Source organism: Frigoribacterium sp. 2-23, assembly GCF_049601585.1.
GTDB lineage: Bacteria > Actinomycetota > Actinomycetes > Actinomycetales > Microbacteriaceae > Frigoribacterium.
The window spans coordinates 2,001,039-2,018,662 of sequence record NZ_CP187126.1; the positions used below are offsets into that span (position 1 = coordinate 2,001,039).

A 17,624-nucleotide genomic window follows, 5' to 3' on the forward strand; every position below is an offset into this window, starting at 1 on the left:
CGCCCGGTGAGCTGGTGGAGCGACGGCGAGGACGCCGACGACGACGAGCAGTACTCGCAATACGACGAGAGCTCGGTGCGGGTGCGCCCGAACCCGAAGGGCAACCGGCCGCGGACGAAGCAGCGCCCGGCCTACGCCGGGGCCGAGGAGGGCGTCGTCTGGACGGTCGACCGCGGACGCTACGGCGTGCTGATGGACGCCGGTACCCCCGACGAGCGCGAGATCACGACGGCCCGCGCCCGAGAGCTCGGCAAGAAGTCGGTCGTCACGGGCGACCGGGTCGACGTCGTCGGTGACACGTCGGGGTCGGAGGGGTCGCTCGCGCGCATCGTCCGGGTGCACGAGCGCACCACGTTGCTGCGCCGCAGCGCCGACGACAGCGACGCCGTCGAGCGCGTCATCGTCGCGAATGCCGACCAGATGCTGATCGTCGTCGCGGCCGCCAACCCGGAGCCGCGACCCCGGTTGGTCGATCGCTACATGGTGGCGGCGTTCGACGCGGGCATCGAGCCGATCCTCTGCATCACCAAGACCGACCTGGCCGACCCCGAGCCGTTCGCCGCGCATTTCTCGTGCCTGGATCTGCGCATCGTGACCACCACCTCCACGTCCTTCGACGCCCTCGACGACGGCTCGCCCTCGCCCGTGCTGGACGAGCTGCGCGCGTTGCTCGACGGGCACGTCACGGTGACGGTCGGGCACTCGGGCGTCGGCAAGTCCACGCTCGTCAATGCGCTGACCGGGTCGCAGCGCGAGGTCGGCATCGTCAACGCCGTGACCGGGCGTGGGCGGCACACGTCGTCGTCGACGGTCTCGTTCAAGGTGCCGACCGGCGGCTGGATCATCGACACCCCGGGTGTCCGCTCATTCGGACTCGGACACGTCGACCCCGAGAACATCCTGCGGTCGTTCGCGTCATTGGCGTTGCCCGCCGAGGGGCCGCCGCCGGATGGCGTGCCGCTCGATCAGGCGCACGACTGGGAGATCGTCGACCGCGTCGAGGGCGGCGAGCTCGGAGAAGTCGGACGCGAACGGCTCGAGTCGCTGCAGACGCTGCTCGCCTCGAAGGGCGGCGTCAGCGCGCGCGACCAGGCGGCACGCGACGACGACGCCCGCGGCGACGAACTGGTCTGACGCGCGCGGGCTGGTGCGGGCCGGTCTCCTGCGGGCCGGTCTCTTGCGGCGGGGTCTGGCCCTCGTGCGCGGTGTCGCGCTGCTCCCCTCTCGGGCGGAGGGTGCTTTCGCTCACGAGCTCCTGTGGTTCGAACCGCAGGACCCCCGGCCTCCCCGCGGTCCTCACCTCTGCCTCCTACGGTTCGAACCGCAGAACGCCCGGCCCGGCGTGCGTTCCTGCTCCACCGTCCTACGATTTGAACCGCAGCACCCGCAGCGGCGGTGCCTGCACTCCCCCGCGAACCCCGTTGCGGAAGGTGAACCCCGTTCGAACGGGGTTCACCTTCCGCAACGGGGTTCGGGAGGCGCGGCGGGCCCTCAGTAGGCTGGCTCCGTGACCGATCCGATCGAGCCTCCTGCCGTCCCCACCGCGTCCGACGTCTCGGCCGACGACTCCTACGACGACGACCTCCGCCTCGCCCTGGCCCTCGCCGATGCGGCCGACGCGATCAGCACCGAGCGGTTCCGCAGCGCCGACCTGCACGTCACGCTGAAGCCCGACCGCACCCACGTCACCGACGCCGACCAGGCCGTCGAGCGGGCCATCCGCGCCGGGATCGCCGCCGAGCGCCCCGACGACACCTTCTACGGCGAGGAGTACGGCGACGACGGAGCCTCGCACCGCCAGTGGATCGTCGACCCAATCGACGGCACCGCGAACTTCCTCCGCGGTGTGCCCGTCTGGGCGACGCTCATCTCGCTGGTCGTCGACGGTGTCCCGGTCCTCGGTGTGGTCAGCGCCCCGGCCCTCGGGAGGCGCTGGTGGGGTTCCGCAGGAGGCGGCGCGTTCGGCACGCTCGACTCCGACCCCACACCCCGCCGGCTCGCCGTGTCGGGCGTCGCCGCGATGGCCGACGCCTCGCTGAGCTACAACGGCCTCGAGTACTGGCTCGAGGCGGGCCGCCGCGACCAACTGCTCGACCTGGCGACCACGGTCTGGCGGACGCGCGCCTACGGCGAGTTCTGGTCGTACATGATGGTCGCCGAGGGCGTCCTCGACCTGGCTGGGGAGTTCGGGCTGCAGCCGTACGACATGGCAGCCGTGATCCCGATCGTGCAGGCGGCCGGTGGCACGTTCACGAGTGCCGAGGGCGAACCCGGACCGTGGCACGGCAGCGCGATGGTGTCGAACGGGCTGCTGCACGACGCGCTGCTGAGCGCGGTCGCGGCTCGCTAGCCGGCGGCAGCGGCCGCGGCGTCGTCACCCGACGCGCCGACACGGCCGCGCTTGCGAGCCCGCAGGTCGAGCAACGCGAGCACCAACGCGATCGCGACCAACGCGATGGTCACGAAGAAACCACTTCGATACGCGGCGTGATAGACGTCCAGGCTCGCGCCTCCGGAGTCTCCTGACGTCGCGATGACGGAGTAGAACGTCGAGACGGCCGCGGCCGTGCCGATGGCCGTGCCGGCGCGCTGGCCGACCTGGCCCATCGATCCGGCGACGCCGCCCATCTCGACCGGGACCTCGGCCAGCGTCAGCGTCTGGTTCGGCGAGATGACGAAGCCGCCGCCGGTGCCGGCGATCAGCATTCCGACGCCCATCGCGTACGGGGTGAGCTCGCGCGGCGTGAGGGTCGCGGCGAGCAGCAGTACCACGAAGCCGACGGCGACGAGCGACAGGCCGACGACGACCAGGCTGCGGCCGTAGCGCTCCACGATGCGTCCGCCGTAGAACGCCGCGAAGGCGGAGGTGAGCGCGAATGGGATGGTGACCATGCCGGCGTAGACCGGCTCGAGGCCGAGCCCCTGCTGCAGGTAGAGGGTCGTGAGGAGGAACGTGGCCGGGAGGGCGCAGAAGTAGACGGTGGCGATGAGGGTCCCGTTGCGATACGACGCCAGCGAGAAGAGCGAGAAGTGCACCACGGGTGACTTGCCCCGGCGTTTGTAGGCCTGCTCCCAGCGGACGAACGCGAAGCCGAAGCCGACGAACCCGAGCAGGAACAGCCAACGCAGCGGGTTGTCGCCCTGGCCGGTCGTGAGTACGAACGGCAGCATGAGCGTGAGGATCGTCAGGCCAAGCAGCACGATCCCGAACAGGTCGAGCTCGTTGTGGCCGCTCGGCGCCGTGGTCGTCTTCGGTAGCAGGCGGATCGCGAAGAGCAGCGCGACGATGCCGAGCGGGATGTTCATCCAGAACAGCAGACGCCAGCCGTCCTCGGGGCCGCCGACCGCGATGAGCAGGCCGCCGATGGTCGGACCGAACGCCGTCGAGATGCCGACCACGGCGCCGAACAGACCGAAGGCCCGCCCGCGGGCCGGCCCCTGGAAGAGCTGCTGCACGAGGCCGAGCACCTGCGGCATCTGGATGCCCGCGGCGACGCCCTGCAGGATGCGCGCGACGACGAGCAGCTGGATGGTCGGGGCCAAGGCACAGAGCAGACTCGCGATCGTGAAGGCCGAGAGCCCGATGATGAACATGAGCCGACGCGACTTCAGGTCGCCGAGGCGGCCCGACGGCACGAGCGACAGACCGAACGCGAGGGCGTACCCGGCGACGATCAGCTGGAGCGCGGTGGGCCCGGCGCCGAGCGACTTCTCGATGCTCGGCAGACCGACGTTGACCTTCGACAGGTCGAGGATCGTCAGGGCCGCGACCCCGACGCAGACGCCGAACGCCTGCCACTTCTGCTTGTCGGCGGGCGCGGAGGAGTCGGACGCAGGGGTATCGGATGTCTTCGTCATGGGATGACTCCCTTATACGCCTGTTGCAGGGTGTGCAACACGTGATGTCGGTGCATGCCACCGACGCACGGCTAGCGTTGACCCGATGACGACCCGACACGCGCCCTCCGTCGCCGCGCGCGTGCTCGCGCTCTACGTCGTCGCGGTCGCCGCCGTGGCCTTCGGCCTCGCGCTGTCGGCCGGGTTCCGTGCGCTGGGTCACACTGTCGGCGCCGCGGTGTTGACCGCTGCCCGCGCGGTCGGTCTGCTCACGTTCTCCGACGGAGCCGTGCAGGCCGCGCTCGTCGCCCTCCTGATCGTGCCGCTCGTGCCGCTGGCCGACCGGGCGACGCACACGCGGCGCCTGGCGCCGCTCGTCGCCGGCGCCGCACTCGTCGTGCTCGTACCGGTCCTCGTCCTGCCCCTGTCGACATCAGGAGGCGCGGGGACGACGGTCGACCGCCTCCTGTCCCTGACGACGGCCGCGATCGCCGGCCTGCTGCTGTCCACGCTCGTGGCGCTGGCGCTCCGGTCGCTCCGCGGGCGGCTCGAGCCGACGCGTCGCGTCCGGCGCCTGGCCATGCGTGCCGCCGTGGTCTACGGCGTCGTCGTGGCCGCCGTGGCGTTCACCGCCCGCCCGGTCGACAGCGGGGTCGCTCCCCTGCTCGATCGGGTCCTCACCAATCTGCATCGTGTCGGCATGCCGGCCTGGATCGACTACGGCGTCGTCGAGTTCGGTGCCAACATCGGCTTCTTCGTTCCGGTCGGTCTCGTCGTCGTGCTGCTCGTCGGTCACGCGCGCTGGTGGTGGGGCGTCGCCTCCGGGTTCGTGCTCAGCAGCCTGATCGAGATGGGGCAGTTGCTGTTCCTGCCCCAGCGCTTCGCATCGCTCGACGACGTGCTCGCGAATACGACCGGTGCGACTCTCGGGGCGCTGCTCGGCGCGCTGGCCCTCGCGCGCCTCCTGCGCGATGGGTCGTCTCGGTCACACGACGCCGGAGACGAGGAGGCGCGGGTCAGGGAGTCGCTGCCCCGCTCGGCAGCAGCTTGGTCACCACATCGGTCACCTTGGCGACGATGGTGAAGAGACCCGAGGCGGTGCTGAGCGCCTTGGGCAGGTGGTCCTTGAGGATCTCGGTGCGCAGACGCGTCGACTCGGTATCGTCTCCTGCGTCGTAGGCGGTGATGAAGCGGTCCCAGACGGCGTCGAACTCGGCTCGCGGATCGGCGCCCTCCGTCGCATCGTCGTCGGCATCGGCGGCTGTTCCTGCTGACGCGCCTCTTAAGACGAAGAAGAGGTCGAAGATCGGAACGGTCATGAGACCGGGCGTCAGGGTGACCTCGGCGATCACATTGCGCCGAAGCAACTGCGTGCTGACGTACTCGTGGAGATACCCCCGCCGGAACCGCACACGGACGTGGTGCGTGTCGACGGCTGCCTCGATGACGGTGTTCTCGGCCGTCACCAGCGCCGCGAGCTGCGTGGGGTCGGATTCGATGACCCGCTGGTCATAGCGATAAAGCAGGTTGCGCACCCGCGCCGGTGTCATCAGAAGGCGATTGCTCAAGACGAATTCGGACGAGTCCAAGTCGATCTTGCCGGCCTCGACCAGGAGCCGGAACACGAGGAACTCTGTCTCGGTCTTCGACAGCGTTCCGAACGGTACCGAGAGAACCCGCGAGGCGAATGCGTCGAGCGGATCGGGCGTCAGCGCCGTCGTCGTGCGGGTCGCGCCGTTGTCCGTCATGATCTCCCCCGAGTCGTCATACGTCGAGCATTGCATCGCCTGCCGCTCGTTCGATACCCCTTGGCGCGCGAAAAAGCCCCGGACACCAGGCCCGGGGCTTCGTCGATCGCTCTAGGAGTTACGCGTTGTTGCGAGCGCGGCGCTGCAGGCCGATGACGACCATGAGTGCGACACCGAGCAGCAGGGCGCCGGCGGCACCCCAGATGACGAGCGTGGGGACGGTCGAGCCGGTGAAGGCGAGGCCGTTGGAGCCGGCGGCACCACGGTCGGCAGCGACGACCGTGAGGGCGGCGGTGGCGACGTTGCCCGAGGAGGCACCGGTGGCGGTCAGCGAGTAGGTGCCGCGGGCGTTCTGCGGCAGCGTGACGGTGACGGACGCAGCACCCGAGGCGGTGGCCGTCTTGTCGATGGTGACGGTCTCGATGGCGGCGAGCGTGGCACGGCCTTCACCGGTGACAGCGAATCGAACGGTCTCACCAGCGGTGAACGAACGAGCCGCGATGTTGACGGTGACGGCGCTACCAGCGGTAGCGCTGCCCGAGACGGAGACGGCGGTGGACGGAACGTATGCCTGCGCGGCGGCCGGAACGGCGAAAACGCCGGCGACTACCAGCAAAGCGGCAGCAATGATTTTCTTCACGAGATCCCCTAAAACCTGGTGGTGGTGCGATCGATGCGCCACCCGGTTGAAAGAGACGCACACTCAAGTTAGCGGAGATTCACAGCTGACGTTGAGTTCTTTTGTTTCCGTTTGATTAACAAGTGGGGTCTTTTCGATGGACGGCATACCGGTACCCGCCGCCCCGCCCAGAAATTCCAGACGCCATGTCGTGCTTTGCCCTGGTGAGAGTGTTGATTGGAACTGGGCGACCGACAGGCCGGTATCCGTCGCAGTCTGCAATGCAGCAGGCTTGCCATCGTTGACCGCTTGGACGAACACCCCATCTTTGGGGGCATAGATCGATACGTTCGTGCTGATGAGCCCCGCTGGTGTACCGAACGCTCCCCCACCCGTGATGTAGGTGGGCAGAGACGTTGCCGCGTCGGCGGGAGCGTTGTTCGTCAGCGTGACGTCGACGACGTAGGTCGGCCGTCCGTCTTGCCTGCAGACCGCCTGCCCCACCGCGATCGAGACACCGAGGTAGTAGTCCATCTTCGATCCGGTGCCGTCGTTGAGATACACGCCGAAGCGCGGCTCCTTCTCGGTGCTGGTGGGCAGCTCGCCGGCGAGGGTCGTTTCCGCAATGCGGGCCTGCTGGGTGGTGTCGGCGCTCCACAGATAGACGCGGCGCTCTTCGCCGGCCTTCGCGAGGGCCGCTACGAGGGCTTTCGGATCGAGGTTGCCGGAGGAGACGGCGGAGAAGACGCCGGCCGCGGTGCCCTCGAAGAAGAGGTCCTGGTCGGCGGGCTTCGCATACCGTTTGTAGACGTCGTTGAGCAACAACGAGACCACGTTCTCCGACGTGATGACGTCGCCGGTCGGCAGGGTGATGGGCCCCGTCGCGGTCAGCAGGTAGCTCAACGCGACCGGATCGATCGACAGCACGCCGTCGACCGAGGTGCCGAACTGCCGCTTCCACATCTCGGCGGCGAGTTGCGCGCTGAGTGGGAACTGCGGCGTGAGGTTGACGTCCTGGATGAACTGCCCGGTGATGGCACCGTAGAGCCCCTGGGTCTCGACGGGCAGCGGAAGCGCCGGCTGGTCGAGGCGAGGGAAGTCCCCCGACGAGGCCTGCTGTACGAGCGAGAGCTTCCCTCCGTCTGCCCGCAGCAGCGCTGTCGCGCCGGGGTTGCCTCCTGTCGCGCGTAGCTCGGCATTGTTCTGGAACAGGACGAGATACTCACGCGGCCCGTCGGCTCCGAGCATCGCCGGGGCGAGATCGACGGCCCGGGCGACCGTGTCGACTTGTCCGCTCGCCTTGGTCAGGACGTCGACGAGCTGTCGGACGGCGTCGCGAACCGGGCCGACCGTGCCGTCGGCATCGATCGAGGAGGCGCGGGCGAGTTCCCGCTTCAACGCGCCGTCCGCCTTGTCAATCGCCGGTTGAGCGTCGACGAGGGGTTGCAGGTTGATGGCGCCGTCAACGGGCTTGAAAGCATCGACGCCGACGGTGCTGGCAATCGTGGAGACCGGGACGATGGCGTCGTCCGCGACGCCGGACAATGCCTCGGACACCTGCCGGACCGCTCGGAGATCGTCGCCGACGAAGGGGACGACCTCGGCCCCGCGCCACACGATGTCGCCCGTCAGGTCGCGCGCCGCGTGCACCTCGCCCTGGAGCTCTCGTGCGGACCTCAGAGCCGCCGCGCCGTCCCCGCTGAGCACCTGCGATTGCACTGTGTCCGCCAGCGGAACGGCTCTCTTGAGGTGTTCGGACGCCAGCCACCCGCGGATGCCGATCCACGCGACGAGGGCTACCAGGACGATGACGAGGCCAAGCACGATCCAGCGGACCGGGTGAGCCAGCCGTCGTGCGCGCCGTTCCCCGGCGTGGCTCCCTGACATGCGCTCATTCAAGCAGACGGGCGTCCTCAGTCGACGCTCTCCCGCATGGCGAGCAACCGTGGACGAAATGTTCTGGTTACGTAGCCCTGCTAGGTTTCGCCCCTAGTTCACAGGGAACGAATTGAGGACGGCTTGAGCGGCATCATCGTGCACGAGTGGCTTGAACCTCATGGAGGGGCCGAGAAAGTCGTCGAACAGCTCGCCCAGGTTTTTCCAGATGCGCCGATCAAAGCGCTCTGGAACGACGCGCCCGATCGATTCGCGCCGGATCGCGTGTCCGAGACCTGGCTCTCTAAGACTCCCCTGCGACGACACAAGGGCCTTGCGTTGCCCGCCATGCCCATGACCATGCGCCACCTCGGGTGGGCTGATGCCGACTGGATACTGAGCAGTTCGCATCTCTTTGCACACCACGCGCGGTTCTCAGGCCCGGCGAGATCTGCTGACAAATTCGTTTACGCCTATACCTCGGCGAGATACATATGGCACCCCGAGCTTGACGAGCGCGGCAACTCTGGGCTCATCCGGGCGGCTTCGAAACCGTTGAAGATCCTTGATCGTCATCGTGCTCAGGAACCGAAGTCGATTGCATCCATCAGCCGCTTTGTAAAGAGGCGCCTTGAGCAGTCGTGGCGTCGCGACAGCGAGGTCATCTACCCGCCCGTCGAAGTGGCCCGGTTTGCAGAGCCCGGGCTTGAACTGTCAGAGACAGACAACGAGCTTCTCTCGGCCCTCCCAGACGTGTTTTTGCTCGGAGCGTCACGCTTTATCCCTTACAAGCGACTCGACCTAGTCATTAGGGCAGGGACGGCTGCCGATCTTCCCGTCGTCCTGGCGGGAGATGGCCCGCTTCTCGGCCGCTTCCGAGACCTGGCAGCCTCGCAGCCTGGCCGCATCATCATCGTTCGATCACCCTCGCAAGGTCTCCTCAGAGAGCTGTACCGACGCTCACTCGCCTACGTCTTTCCTCCCGTGGAGGACTTCGGGATCATGCCGGTCGAAGCCATGGCAACGGGCGCCGCAGTCATCGCGAGTTCGATCGGTGGCGCCGCTGAAACGGTCATCGACGGGGTGACCGGCATTTTGCTTGATTCTTTTGAAGAACGTGAATTGAGGTTGGCGGTTGAGCGCATGGCGGACCTAAAGCCGGAAGATTCCGTAGCGCGGGCGTGGGAATTCGACGAAACCATATTCCGACGAAACATCGCCAGGTGGATCAGTGGCTAAAGCACGGGGAATGACTGCATGCGAGTAGATATGTCCGGCTCCGAGTGGTTCGAGAGTCAGACCGGTGGACTCAACAGATACTTTGGTTCGCTTTTCGAGTCCCTGACCAATCGAGGCGACGTTGACGTGGACGCCACGGCCTTTGGAGAGAGTCCGCGATCGAACAGCGCTTCGCATTCGTGGGGTCCAGTCGGAGGCGGCACGTTATCGCGTTTCGTGGCTGGGAGGCGACTGCTTAATCCGCGAAACGTCGACATTGTCGATCGACACTTTTGCCTCTATGGCCCTCCGCTTCGCCGCTACAAAGGGTCGCCCCGGACAGTCGTACACTTCCAGGGCCCTTGGGCATCGGAGAGCCAGATGTCGGGCGCCTCATCTCTTAGTGTTATGGCAAAGCGAGCGTTCGAACGCTTGCGCTATCGACAAGCTGATCACTTCATCGTCCTTTCGGAATCGTTCAAGTCCATCCTCGTAAGCCAATACGGAGCGCCATGGGAGGCAGTCTCCGTCATTCCGCCAGGTGTCGATCTCGAACGCTTCACGCCGTCGCCTTCCGTCGCTCGGGATCGGCCCATAGTTCTTTGCGTGCGACGACTGGAGCGCCGTATGGGGATCGATGTCCTCATCGAGGCGTGGCGTGACGTCGTGATTCGCTACCCCGACGCCGAACTACACATCGTCGGTACGGGAACATTCGAAACCGAGCTGCATGCGCTTGCGAACGCTTCGCCGCACCGTGACTCGATCACGTTCCGTGGTGCGCTGACCGACTCGGAACTATTAGACGCCTACGCGAGGGCATCGTTCACAGTGGTGCCAAGCCTCAGTCTTGAAGGCTTCGGCCTCATCGCTTTGGAGTCGCTGGCCGTAGGCCGTCCGACGATCGTCACGGACTGCGGAGGTCTTCCCGATGCCGTAATCGGACTCGACCCGACTCTCATTGTCGGCGCCGGAAATATCGATGCCCTATCGGATCGAATCATCCGCGGTCTCGACGGCGAACTCCCGTCGCCCGAGTCCAGCCGCGCTCATGCTGAGCGATTCGCATGGGACCAGGTAGCCGATCACCATGTGCGCCTGTACGAGCGTCTGTCCAGTGGTTGATGAATTGAGGGCTGTATGAACGTCACTTTTGTTTCGTTGGAGTGGCCCAACCTCGAACATGTAGGCGGGGTCGGTCGCTACGCCTACCGGCTAGCAGAGTCCCTTCGTTCTCGGGTCGACCTTTCGGTCATCACGTTCGAAGGAGGCGCTGCGTTGCCCGGCGTCCAAATGCACTACATCCCGAGACCCCGTGGACGGCTGAGCCGCTTTTATGGCGCACCGTTCCGAGTAAGGCGAGCGGTGGCTCAGACGAACCCGCACGTCATTCACTCGTTCGGTGACGATTGGGCCATCTCACCCCGCAAGCGCGCACCTCTTGTCAGGACATTTCATGGTTCGGCGCTGTCGGAGGCTCGATCGTCGTCGGGCCTACGCAAGCTCAACCACCTGATACTCGCTGCCACCGAGATGTTGTCGGCCCGACGCGCCACATTGAAAATCGCCGTCGGGCCCGAGTCCGCAGGGGCGTTCCAATGCGACCGACTCATGCCCCCAGTGACTGCGGTTAGGCCGCTCTCTTCCGTTGCGAAAACGGATCATCCGTCTGTCGTCTTCATTGGCGCATTCGCCGGACGGAAGCGAGGGTTCATGGTCGAGCAAGCCGTCGCCGCGGCAAGCAGCTACCTCGATGTCCCCGTCTCGCTAACTGTCTTTGGCCCGGTGTCGGATGCGGCGTCCTGGTCTCCGACAACAACCCATAGAGCGGACGCCTCAGACAAAGACGTTCAAGCGACAATCCGAGCGTCATGGGTTTTGATGGCCCCCTCGCTTTACGAGGGTTTTGGTATTCCGACCTTTGAGGCACTAGCCCTCGAGACACTGGTCATCGCGTCCTCAAATCCCGGTAGCAACTACATCCGTGGTCTGATGAATCAGGACTCACCGTTGGCAATCGTCGCCGACGCGGATCTTGAAAAATCATTAGCGGACCGCCTAGCGATGGGCTCCGCGATGAAGGACGAGGAACGCGCTACGAGCGGAGCCGCAGTGGAGTCGCTGCTGAGAGCCGCGTCGGCCGACAGGCTCGTTTATGAGGTGTACGCCTTGCTCGACGTGCCCGACGTTCAAAAAGGGGGCGCCTCACAATGAGCGACGCTGCATCTCAACCGTCTGTCATTGTCATCGATCACACGAGTGCGCCTGGAGGGGCGGAACTCGCACTGCCTCGGATCGCACGTCATGCACGACTCCCCTGGACCTTTGCCTTCCTTGAGCCGTTGGACGATCGGCTGCCCTTCGACCCGCTTGCCGTCACAGATGCGCCGCCTCAAAGATTGAACTTGGTGCAGCAAATTTTGCGGACACGACGACTTCTGCGCGCGCACGAAAGCAGCACCGTCGTTTCGAACACTCTCCGAGCAGCTGTCTTCGTCTCGCTACTCAAACCGAGGGCACAGACACATCTTCAGATCCTCCACGATGGCGTCGATGCGGCCTCTCTCGGTCGGGGAAAGCGTTTGCTGACGTCCTTTGTTTTCGCCGTAGGAGTCACGGCTGTTTTACCCAACAGTCGTTGGACCGCCTCGACTGTTCCGGCGAGGTTCAGAAGCCTCCTCGGAACCCCTGTCTATTCGCCGTCGGGAGCTACCGGCACGGAGTCCTTCCCCCGCGAGCGTCCACGACGCACTCCCTTGCGGCTTCTCAGCCTGAGCCGAATCGTGTCGTGGAAGGGCATTCACGTGATTCTCGACGCGTTAGAGATCCTTTCCGAAGAGGTACCGTCTCGAGACATCGAACTTACGATCGCTGGCAATTCCGTAATGGGGCCAGAGAAATATGTTGAAGACCTAAAGATCCGCGCGTCTCAACTTCCGTTTACCGTCCGATTCCTCGGTCACCGATCGGATGTGGCCCAGGTCTTGGATAATCACGACGTTCTCGTGCATGCGTCGACACGGCCTGAGCCTTTCGGCCAGGTCGTCGTGCAGGGCCTTGCCCATGGCCTTATCGTCCTCGCGAGCCGCGCTGGCGGACCGGCCGAAATAATTGAGGACGGTGTCACTGGGTTGCTTCACGAACCAGGCGACGCCAATTCGATGGCACGAGCTATTCGTGCCATTCTCGACCGTCCCGATCTCGGCGACTCGTTGGCCGCAGCTGGAACAGGACGGGTCCATGCCTTCACCGATTCTGCCTGTACGGAACTTCTCGAAAATCAAATTATCAAGGCGAGTGCGGAGTCGACGAGATGAAGACAATGAGCGATGAAGCTGAAGTCGAAGCCCTAGCGAGGCTGGTGCTCGACGGTGGAGGTATGCAGTCGAAAGCCACCTTGTCAATTTCGCCGCTCCGTCTCACGACCTGATGAGAGAGAGCACGTCGCGGAAATCGCTCAAGACGCCATCCGTCACAGTCGCCGTCGCAAGCGCCGGCCGCCCATCGATTCTTCGTGATTGCCTGGCTGCTATCGCGGCGCAGTCCAGTTCGCCCGATGAGACGATCGTCGTTGCACAGACAACCGATAAGGAAACCCAGACGGTCGCCGAGGACTTTGGCGTTCGATTAGTACTCGTTCAGAAGCCAGGACTTGCACTTGCCATCCAGGCAGCAATTGAAGCGGCTTGCTCGGATGTTGTGGCGTTCGTCGATGATGATGCACAGGCGTTTCCCGACTGGGTTAAGCGTATCCGGGGCACCTACGCCGGCAATGATGACTTAGGTTTTGTCGGTGGACGAGACAACGTCAACGCAGACCGAAACTCCGGTAGCGAGAATCTCGTCGTGGGCCTTCTCGTTCGGGGTCGCATCATCGGAAATCACCATCTAGGAAAAGGGTCAGCCAGGCCGGCGCAGATCGCTAAAGGGGCCAACATGAGTGTGCGGCGAGCCCCAGCGAAGAATCTCGACTTGGCTCGACTAGTTGCGGGCGAGGGAGCTCAGGCGAACAATGAGCTTCTCTTAACTTTCGGCATCCTCAGTCAGGGCTACCGAGGCCTCTACGATCCCTCGATTCAAGTCGACCACTTCCCAGCGTCACGTCCCGTAGGCGACGAACGACTGACTTACGACCGCCACAGAACACGAATCATGAAGTTGAATGAGTCGGCCGCCGTCGCCCTAAATTTCTCGAGGCACGAGATCGCCATTTACGTCTTGAGGTCTGTCCTGATTGGCTCGAGAATAAATTGCGGATTTGCAGCCCTTGTCTTTCTACTCCTCCGTGGAGACAAGCTGGCGTTCGATCGTTTCGCGGGATCTATGTCAGGACTATCAGCCGGACTGCGGTTTGCTCGCCAGGAGAAGACGGTCAAACGTTGATGCAGCGCGACGAGGGAAAGCAGACGTCCAAGGGGCCGCTCCGGAGCACCTTGGCTCGGCTCCATGTTCGAGACCTTCGCGCAATCCTGCAGACGGCAGGAGTGACCTACGCCGGCACAGCCCTGAGCCTCGTCTCGGCCCCCCTTCTAGCCCGTACGGTAGGCGCGGATGGCCGAGGAGTCCTAGCCGCAGCTTTCGTAACGCTTCAGCTCCTATCTTGGGTTGGGTTTCTTGGGCTCCCCCGAGGCTTGGCACTTCAGAGATCCAAGCGGGGTCATGTCGCCGGGGCTGGCGTCCTCATTGTGTTCTTCTTGGGTGTGGCGTGCGCCATTCTCGCCGTCGTCTTGGCAGATTCGTTATCGAACGGCGATTCGCGAATCGCATTGGGCATAAAAGCAAGTGCCATAGCCCTCGTCCTGTCAGGGGTGGGGCAGGTGGGCGTCGAACTAATGCTTCTTGAAGGCCGCCTCGTCTTCTTCAACATCACTCGCGCCTCCGTTCTTATGCTCCCGTCGGTCGGCATCATCGTGGCGTTCTTCACCGGCCTGCTATCTCTCGTATCCGCCTACGTGATCATGCTCGCGGGCCAACTTATCGCGGTCGCCCTGGGGTGCATCTTTGCCATGAAAAATGGCCGACGATCGAAGTCGACCAAGGTTCCTTGGGACTTCAGCCTCAAGTATTGGAGTACGAGTGCGTTGGATGCCATTGGAGGCCGCGGAGATCAGGTGGCCCTGTCTGCGCTCAGCCAAGCGTCAACGGTTGGTGTCTACTCGTTGGCGGTGACCTGCGCGGCAGCATCCGCCGGACTGACCGAAGCGCTAAACAATCTCGCGTACTCGAGACTGACACGTCTGAGTGGTGCAGAAAGCGAAGAATTCCTGCGACGGCGTTCAATATTGGGAGTCTGTTGTTCACTCGTATCGGGCGCCTGCATAGTCATCGTTGTTCACTTCTTCGGCCGAAGTCTCTTTGGGCCCACCTTTGACGGCCTTACTGCGGTTGTCATTATTCTGGTGCTCGCCCAAACCGTGGGTGACCAGTGGTCTCTTCGTGTTCTCGCGGATTCCGCCAAAGAATCCGCGACCACGCTGATCTTCGCCTCCGTGGCCGGTCTCATAGTGCTTGCTACGGCAATCGCCCTGCTTGCCACCAACGCAGCAATTACCAGCGCCTCGATGGCATTAGCGATTCTATTGTTCTCCCTCACTCGACTGACCATCTGGACCCTGGCTCAGAAACGATGACGCCAGAGTCATCCCTTGCTTGCGCGACACTGGGGTGCATCCGGACTTTTCTCGCCTACAGCCATCACTTCTTGTTAGTGCGCCAGACAAATAGAATGAGGGAGTTAATACCTACATGCAGGCACGAGAAGGCAGCTACTTAGCAATGACGTGTATCCCTTTGACCAGGGCTAGGAGCGGCACGAGCCCGTTGCGCATGGGCATTTTCTATAGCCTCTGCACGATTGCGGCGGTTTTTGCGGTCTTTGCTGCCCTATATTTGCCCATACAGATGACGCTTGTTGTTCTCGGCCTGGCCATTGCGTTCATTCTGCTCGACCGCACGCGTATCATTGCGCTCGCCGTCTTTCTCGTTCCGACACTCAGCCTTGTGCGTCGGCTTACCGGTGGGGAAAAGGGCTATACCGATGCCGATCCCCTCATTCTGCTTCCCATACTCTTGGTCGCAATTGTTATCGCGGCAAGCTGGTCAAATGGGAGAGTGATAGCACGCCACGTCTTCGCTAGGGGCTTGATCGGCGGAGTCATTGTCGGCACTGCCGCTACGGTCATCCTTCGCGGTGCGTTCAGCATCAGCGCCTTGTTCTTTGCTGGTCTTCTCATCGTGCCGCTGCTTCTGTCCTGGGTGCTTAGTGATGGCCGCTTGGCACCGGTGTGGAATCCAATCCGGACCATGCTGGCTGTCGTATCGATCCTTGCCGGGACCTACGGGATCATCCAGTTCTTTTTTCTTCCGACGTGGGATCGCGCGTGGATGATCACGAGCCAGCTGACCAGCATCGGGCAACCAGAGCCTCTCAAGGTCCGGATATTCGGGGCGTCGGAATCACCCGGCCCTTATGCGTTGTTCCTGGGCCTCGTCATCACCATGTGCTTGGCGAGCGCTGTCGTAGAACGTCAGCTCGGTCAACGTCTCATCTGGATTGCCCTGGGAAGCTTCTTGACCTTGCCCCTTCTCCTCTCGGGAGTGCGTTCCGCCCTCGTGGGAATTGCCATTGCCGCAGTTGTCATGATCCTTATCCGCGCTCGTGGCCTCCAGCGTGTCTTTCTCGTTGCGTTCCTGGCTGGCGCATATTACCTGCTCAAGGCGATTCTTTCCCGCTTTGGAGGCTCATCGACGATTTTGACTACGGACAGGTATACAGGTTTTTCCGCACAGGACGACTCGTTCGTAGCCCGTGTCCGTCTCTTCTCGGGTGTCGGTAATCCCTTGAAGTACATCATTGGCAATCCGAACCTACCCAACGCCGACAATCTCTTCGTCAGCACCCTCTTTCGGTTTGGGCTAATTCCGGCGTCATGCCTCCTCGTGCTTTTCCTGGTCGTGACCTGGCTTGCTCTAAGGAACATCGTTGACAATCACGCCGAGTCCGTTTCGTTGTGCGCTATCTTCATCAGCGTTCAGGCATTCTTCGGCCCGATCTTCGACACGCTCTTCGGCATCGTCATCGGGGTGGTGTTCGGAAGCGTCCTAGCCTTCGCTTCGCGTCGCCCCAAGGTCGGTGTCATCCCCGGACTCGATAGAGACCTCCGCGCACACTCGCGCTTGGCAGCCTGAGTCGCAGAGGGCTCGTTACAGAGACCTGCGGGATCAGTGAACCACTGAGCTGACGAGTTCGTGCCATTCCGCGCCTACACGCTCCGCTTCGAATCGATGCGCCAGCTGTCGCGCGGCAGCACCATGTTTTGCAGCAATGTCGGGGTTGATCAGGTAATCGGCGACACGGAGAGCAGCGTCGTGAACGGCGCCGAACTTTATTAGCGCGCCCGTTTCACCGGCCTTTACCAAGTCCGAGGCGACGCCGACGTCGGTCGACACCAGCGGAAGCCCGGCAGCTGCCATTTCCAAAGGCGCCCGGCCGAAGCCCTCGAAGGCACTAGTAAAAAGGCCGACTCTGGCTCCGGCGAGAGCGTGCTTCAGTTCGTCCCGAGAGGCACGACTCGTGACCGACAGGTGGGGCTGCTGGCCCCCCGAGAAGTCAGCTCTCACGTCTGACTCTGATACGCCGGTGCCCACGAGGTGCAGGTGCGCATCCGGAATTCGTCTGAGCAGGTCAGCCAACACGTCAGGCATCCACAGGCTCCCCTTACTAGAAAGCCAGCTACCTACCCAAATAACTGTCGGGCGAGTGTCACCCGTGGGGACGATGTCGAAGAAGTCGCGAGTCACCGAGTTTGGAATGACGTGGACCCGATCTCGGTGCACGCGGAGCATCTCTATCGCGAAGTCGGCTTGCCCCTTCGTTTGCACGACGACGGCATCCGCTCGACGTGAAGCGAAGCCAACCGCCGGTTCTCTCAAGTAGCGGTGTCCCAGGCCGAAGGTGTGAGGCAGTTCATGGGCATCCCATGCAGCTCTAACCATGTGTTCTAGTCCGTGCGAATGGACGATAAGGGGCAGCCCAGGCCGCAACAGAGGGAAGAGTGCGCCATCGCCGCTCGCAATGATGGCCGCGCGAGGCTTGACTCGTCGTGCACTCGCGACGGTACGCAAGTACGTCATCTGACGTTCGATTCGCGGATCGGTGTTCGGTTTGGCGAATTGGAAGTGCGCTTCCCAGCCGTGGCGTTCTAGAGCCGCGCCTATGTCTAAAACTGTTCCGGCAACACCCGCATTAGCATCTCTGTGAGCGTTGCAGCCGAGGAGGACCTTGGGTTTCGACATTCCTCTCGACTTCACTCTCGAGTGAGGGCCGT

Annotated in this window: 15 protein-coding genes; 10 read left to right on the forward strand and 5 right to left on the reverse strand. The window is 63.6% G+C overall.

The features are described from left to right. The first annotated feature begins 6 nt into the window (after positions 1–6). Both rsgA and ACPEEZ_RS09400 read left to right on the forward strand, forming a co-directional pair. Positions 7–1,134: a ribosome small subunit-dependent GTPase A gene (gene rsgA, locus ACPEEZ_RS09395; RefSeq protein WP_423917920.1), complete on the forward strand. Its 1,128-nt coding sequence runs from the start codon at positions 7–9 to the stop codon at positions 1,132–1,134. A 385-nt stretch (positions 1,135–1,519) separates the two neighbouring features. Beyond that, on the forward strand, positions 1,520–2,350 hold the full coding sequence (locus ACPEEZ_RS09400; RefSeq protein WP_423924225.1) for an inositol monophosphatase family protein: 831 nt from the start codon (positions 1,520–1,522) through the stop codon (positions 2,348–2,350). On the opposite strand, the gene ACPEEZ_RS09405 is transcribed toward ACPEEZ_RS09400, so the two are convergent. After that, positions 2,347–3,858: an MFS transporter gene (locus tag ACPEEZ_RS09405; RefSeq protein ID WP_423917923.1), complete on the reverse strand. Its 1,512-nt coding sequence runs from the start codon at positions 3,856–3,858 to the stop codon at positions 2,347–2,349. The genes ACPEEZ_RS09400 and ACPEEZ_RS09405 overlap by 4 nt on opposite strands. A gap of 85 nt (positions 3,859–3,943) precedes the next feature. Between ACPEEZ_RS09405 and ACPEEZ_RS09410 the strand changes: the two genes are divergently transcribed. After that, positions 3,944–4,921, forward strand: a complete 978-nt coding sequence (locus ACPEEZ_RS09410) for a VanZ family protein (RefSeq protein WP_423917926.1) — start codon at positions 3,944–3,946, stop codon at positions 4,919–4,921. Here the strand turns inward: ACPEEZ_RS09410 and ACPEEZ_RS09415 are convergent. The 3 genes from ACPEEZ_RS09415 to ACPEEZ_RS09425 all read right to left on the reverse strand — a co-directional run bounded on the left by ACPEEZ_RS09415 (position 4,854) and on the right by ACPEEZ_RS09425 (position 8,091). Further along, positions 4,854–5,585, reverse strand: a complete 732-nt coding sequence (locus ACPEEZ_RS09415) for a hypothetical protein (RefSeq protein ID WP_423917928.1) — start codon at positions 5,583–5,585, stop codon at positions 4,854–4,856. The genes ACPEEZ_RS09410 and ACPEEZ_RS09415 overlap by 68 nt on opposite strands. A 118-nt stretch (positions 5,586–5,703) precedes the next feature. Next, positions 5,704–6,225, reverse strand: a complete 522-nt coding sequence (locus ACPEEZ_RS09420) for a hypothetical protein (RefSeq protein ID WP_423917931.1) — start codon at positions 6,223–6,225, stop codon at positions 5,704–5,706. Between the two features lie 63 nt (positions 6,226–6,288). Next, a complete protein-coding gene (locus ACPEEZ_RS09425; RefSeq protein WP_423917933.1) occupies positions 6,289–8,091 on the reverse strand; it encodes a DUF4012 domain-containing protein in 1,803 nt (600 codons plus the stop codon). 132 nt (positions 8,092–8,223) lie between these two features. Here ACPEEZ_RS09425 and ACPEEZ_RS09430 point away from each other — a divergent pair, with 132 nt between their 5' ends. From ACPEEZ_RS09430 to ACPEEZ_RS09460, 7 genes are all read left to right on the forward strand, one after another. Further along, positions 8,224–9,318, forward strand: coding sequence for a glycosyltransferase (locus ACPEEZ_RS09430; protein WP_423917936.1), 1,095 nt, complete (start codon positions 8,224–8,226; stop codon positions 9,316–9,318). Between the two features lie 30 nt (positions 9,319–9,348). Further along, positions 9,349–10,422 (forward strand): glycosyltransferase family 4 protein, encoded by a 1,074-nt coding sequence (locus tag ACPEEZ_RS09435; protein WP_423917939.1) that lies wholly within the window; start codon positions 9,349–9,351, stop codon positions 10,420–10,422. Between the two features lie 15 nt (positions 10,423–10,437). Then, a complete protein-coding gene (locus ACPEEZ_RS09440) occupies positions 10,438–11,511 on the forward strand; it encodes a glycosyltransferase family 4 protein (protein ID WP_423917942.1) in 1,074 nt (357 codons plus the stop codon). Next, entirely contained in the window at positions 11,508–12,614 is a 1,107-nt protein-coding gene (locus tag ACPEEZ_RS09445; protein ID WP_423917945.1) for a glycosyltransferase family 4 protein, read from the forward strand. The genes ACPEEZ_RS09440 and ACPEEZ_RS09445 overlap by 4 nt, the downstream gene beginning before the upstream one ends. Positions 12,615–12,726: 112 nt before the next feature. Then, positions 12,727–13,680 (forward strand): glycosyltransferase family 2 protein, encoded by a 954-nt coding sequence (locus tag ACPEEZ_RS09450; protein WP_423917948.1) that lies wholly within the window; start codon positions 12,727–12,729, stop codon positions 13,678–13,680. A 302-nt stretch (positions 13,681–13,982) separates the two neighbouring features. Continuing rightward, positions 13,983–14,927 (forward strand): hypothetical protein, encoded by a 945-nt coding sequence (locus ACPEEZ_RS09455; RefSeq protein WP_423917950.1) that lies wholly within the window; start codon positions 13,983–13,985, stop codon positions 14,925–14,927. 196 nt (positions 14,928–15,123) lie between these two features. Then, positions 15,124–16,485 (forward strand): hypothetical protein, encoded by a 1,362-nt coding sequence (locus ACPEEZ_RS09460; RefSeq protein WP_423917953.1) that lies wholly within the window; start codon positions 15,124–15,126, stop codon positions 16,483–16,485. A gap of 33 nt (positions 16,486–16,518) precedes the next feature. On the opposite strand, the gene ACPEEZ_RS09465 is transcribed toward ACPEEZ_RS09460, so the two are convergent. Continuing rightward, complete coding sequence (locus tag ACPEEZ_RS09465; protein WP_423917956.1) at positions 16,519–17,592, reverse strand: glycosyltransferase family 4 protein; 1,074 nt, start codon at positions 17,590–17,592, stop codon at positions 16,519–16,521. Positions 17,593–17,624 lie beyond the last annotated feature (32 nt).

Bases quoted from the DNA above. Each gene is read 5' to 3' on its own strand.
- ACPEEZ_RS09450 (WP_423917948.1), top strand. From the start codon at position 12,727: ATGAGAGAGAGCACGTCGCGGAAATCGCTCAAGACGCCATCCGTCACA.
- ACPEEZ_RS09445 (WP_423917945.1), top strand. From the start codon at position 11,508: ATGAGCGACGCTGCATCTCAACCGTCTGTCATTGTCATCGATCACACG.
- ACPEEZ_RS09460 (WP_423917953.1), top strand. From the start codon at position 15,124: ATGGGCATTTTCTATAGCCTCTGCACGATTGCGGCGGTTTTTGCGGTC.
- ACPEEZ_RS09465 (WP_423917956.1), bottom strand. From the start codon at position 17,592: ATGTCGAAACCCAAGGTCCTCCTCGGCTGCAACGCTCACAGAGATGCT.
- ACPEEZ_RS09435 (WP_423917939.1), top strand. From the start codon at position 9,349: ATGTCCGGCTCCGAGTGGTTCGAGAGTCAGACCGGTGGACTCAACAGA.
- ACPEEZ_RS09405 (WP_423917923.1), bottom strand. From the start codon at position 3,858: ATGACGAAGACATCCGATACCCCTGCGTCCGACTCCTCCGCGCCCGCC.
- ACPEEZ_RS09440 (WP_423917942.1), top strand. From the start codon at position 10,438: ATGAACGTCACTTTTGTTTCGTTGGAGTGGCCCAACCTCGAACATGTA.
- ACPEEZ_RS09425 (WP_423917933.1), bottom strand. From the start codon at position 8,091: ATGTCAGGGAGCCACGCCGGGGAACGGCGCGCACGACGGCTGGCTCAC.
- ACPEEZ_RS09410 (WP_423917926.1), top strand. From the start codon at position 3,944: ATGACGACCCGACACGCGCCCTCCGTCGCCGCGCGCGTGCTCGCGCTC.
- ACPEEZ_RS09415 (WP_423917928.1), bottom strand. From the start codon at position 5,585: ATGACGGACAACGGCGCGACCCGCACGACGACGGCGCTGACGCCCGAT.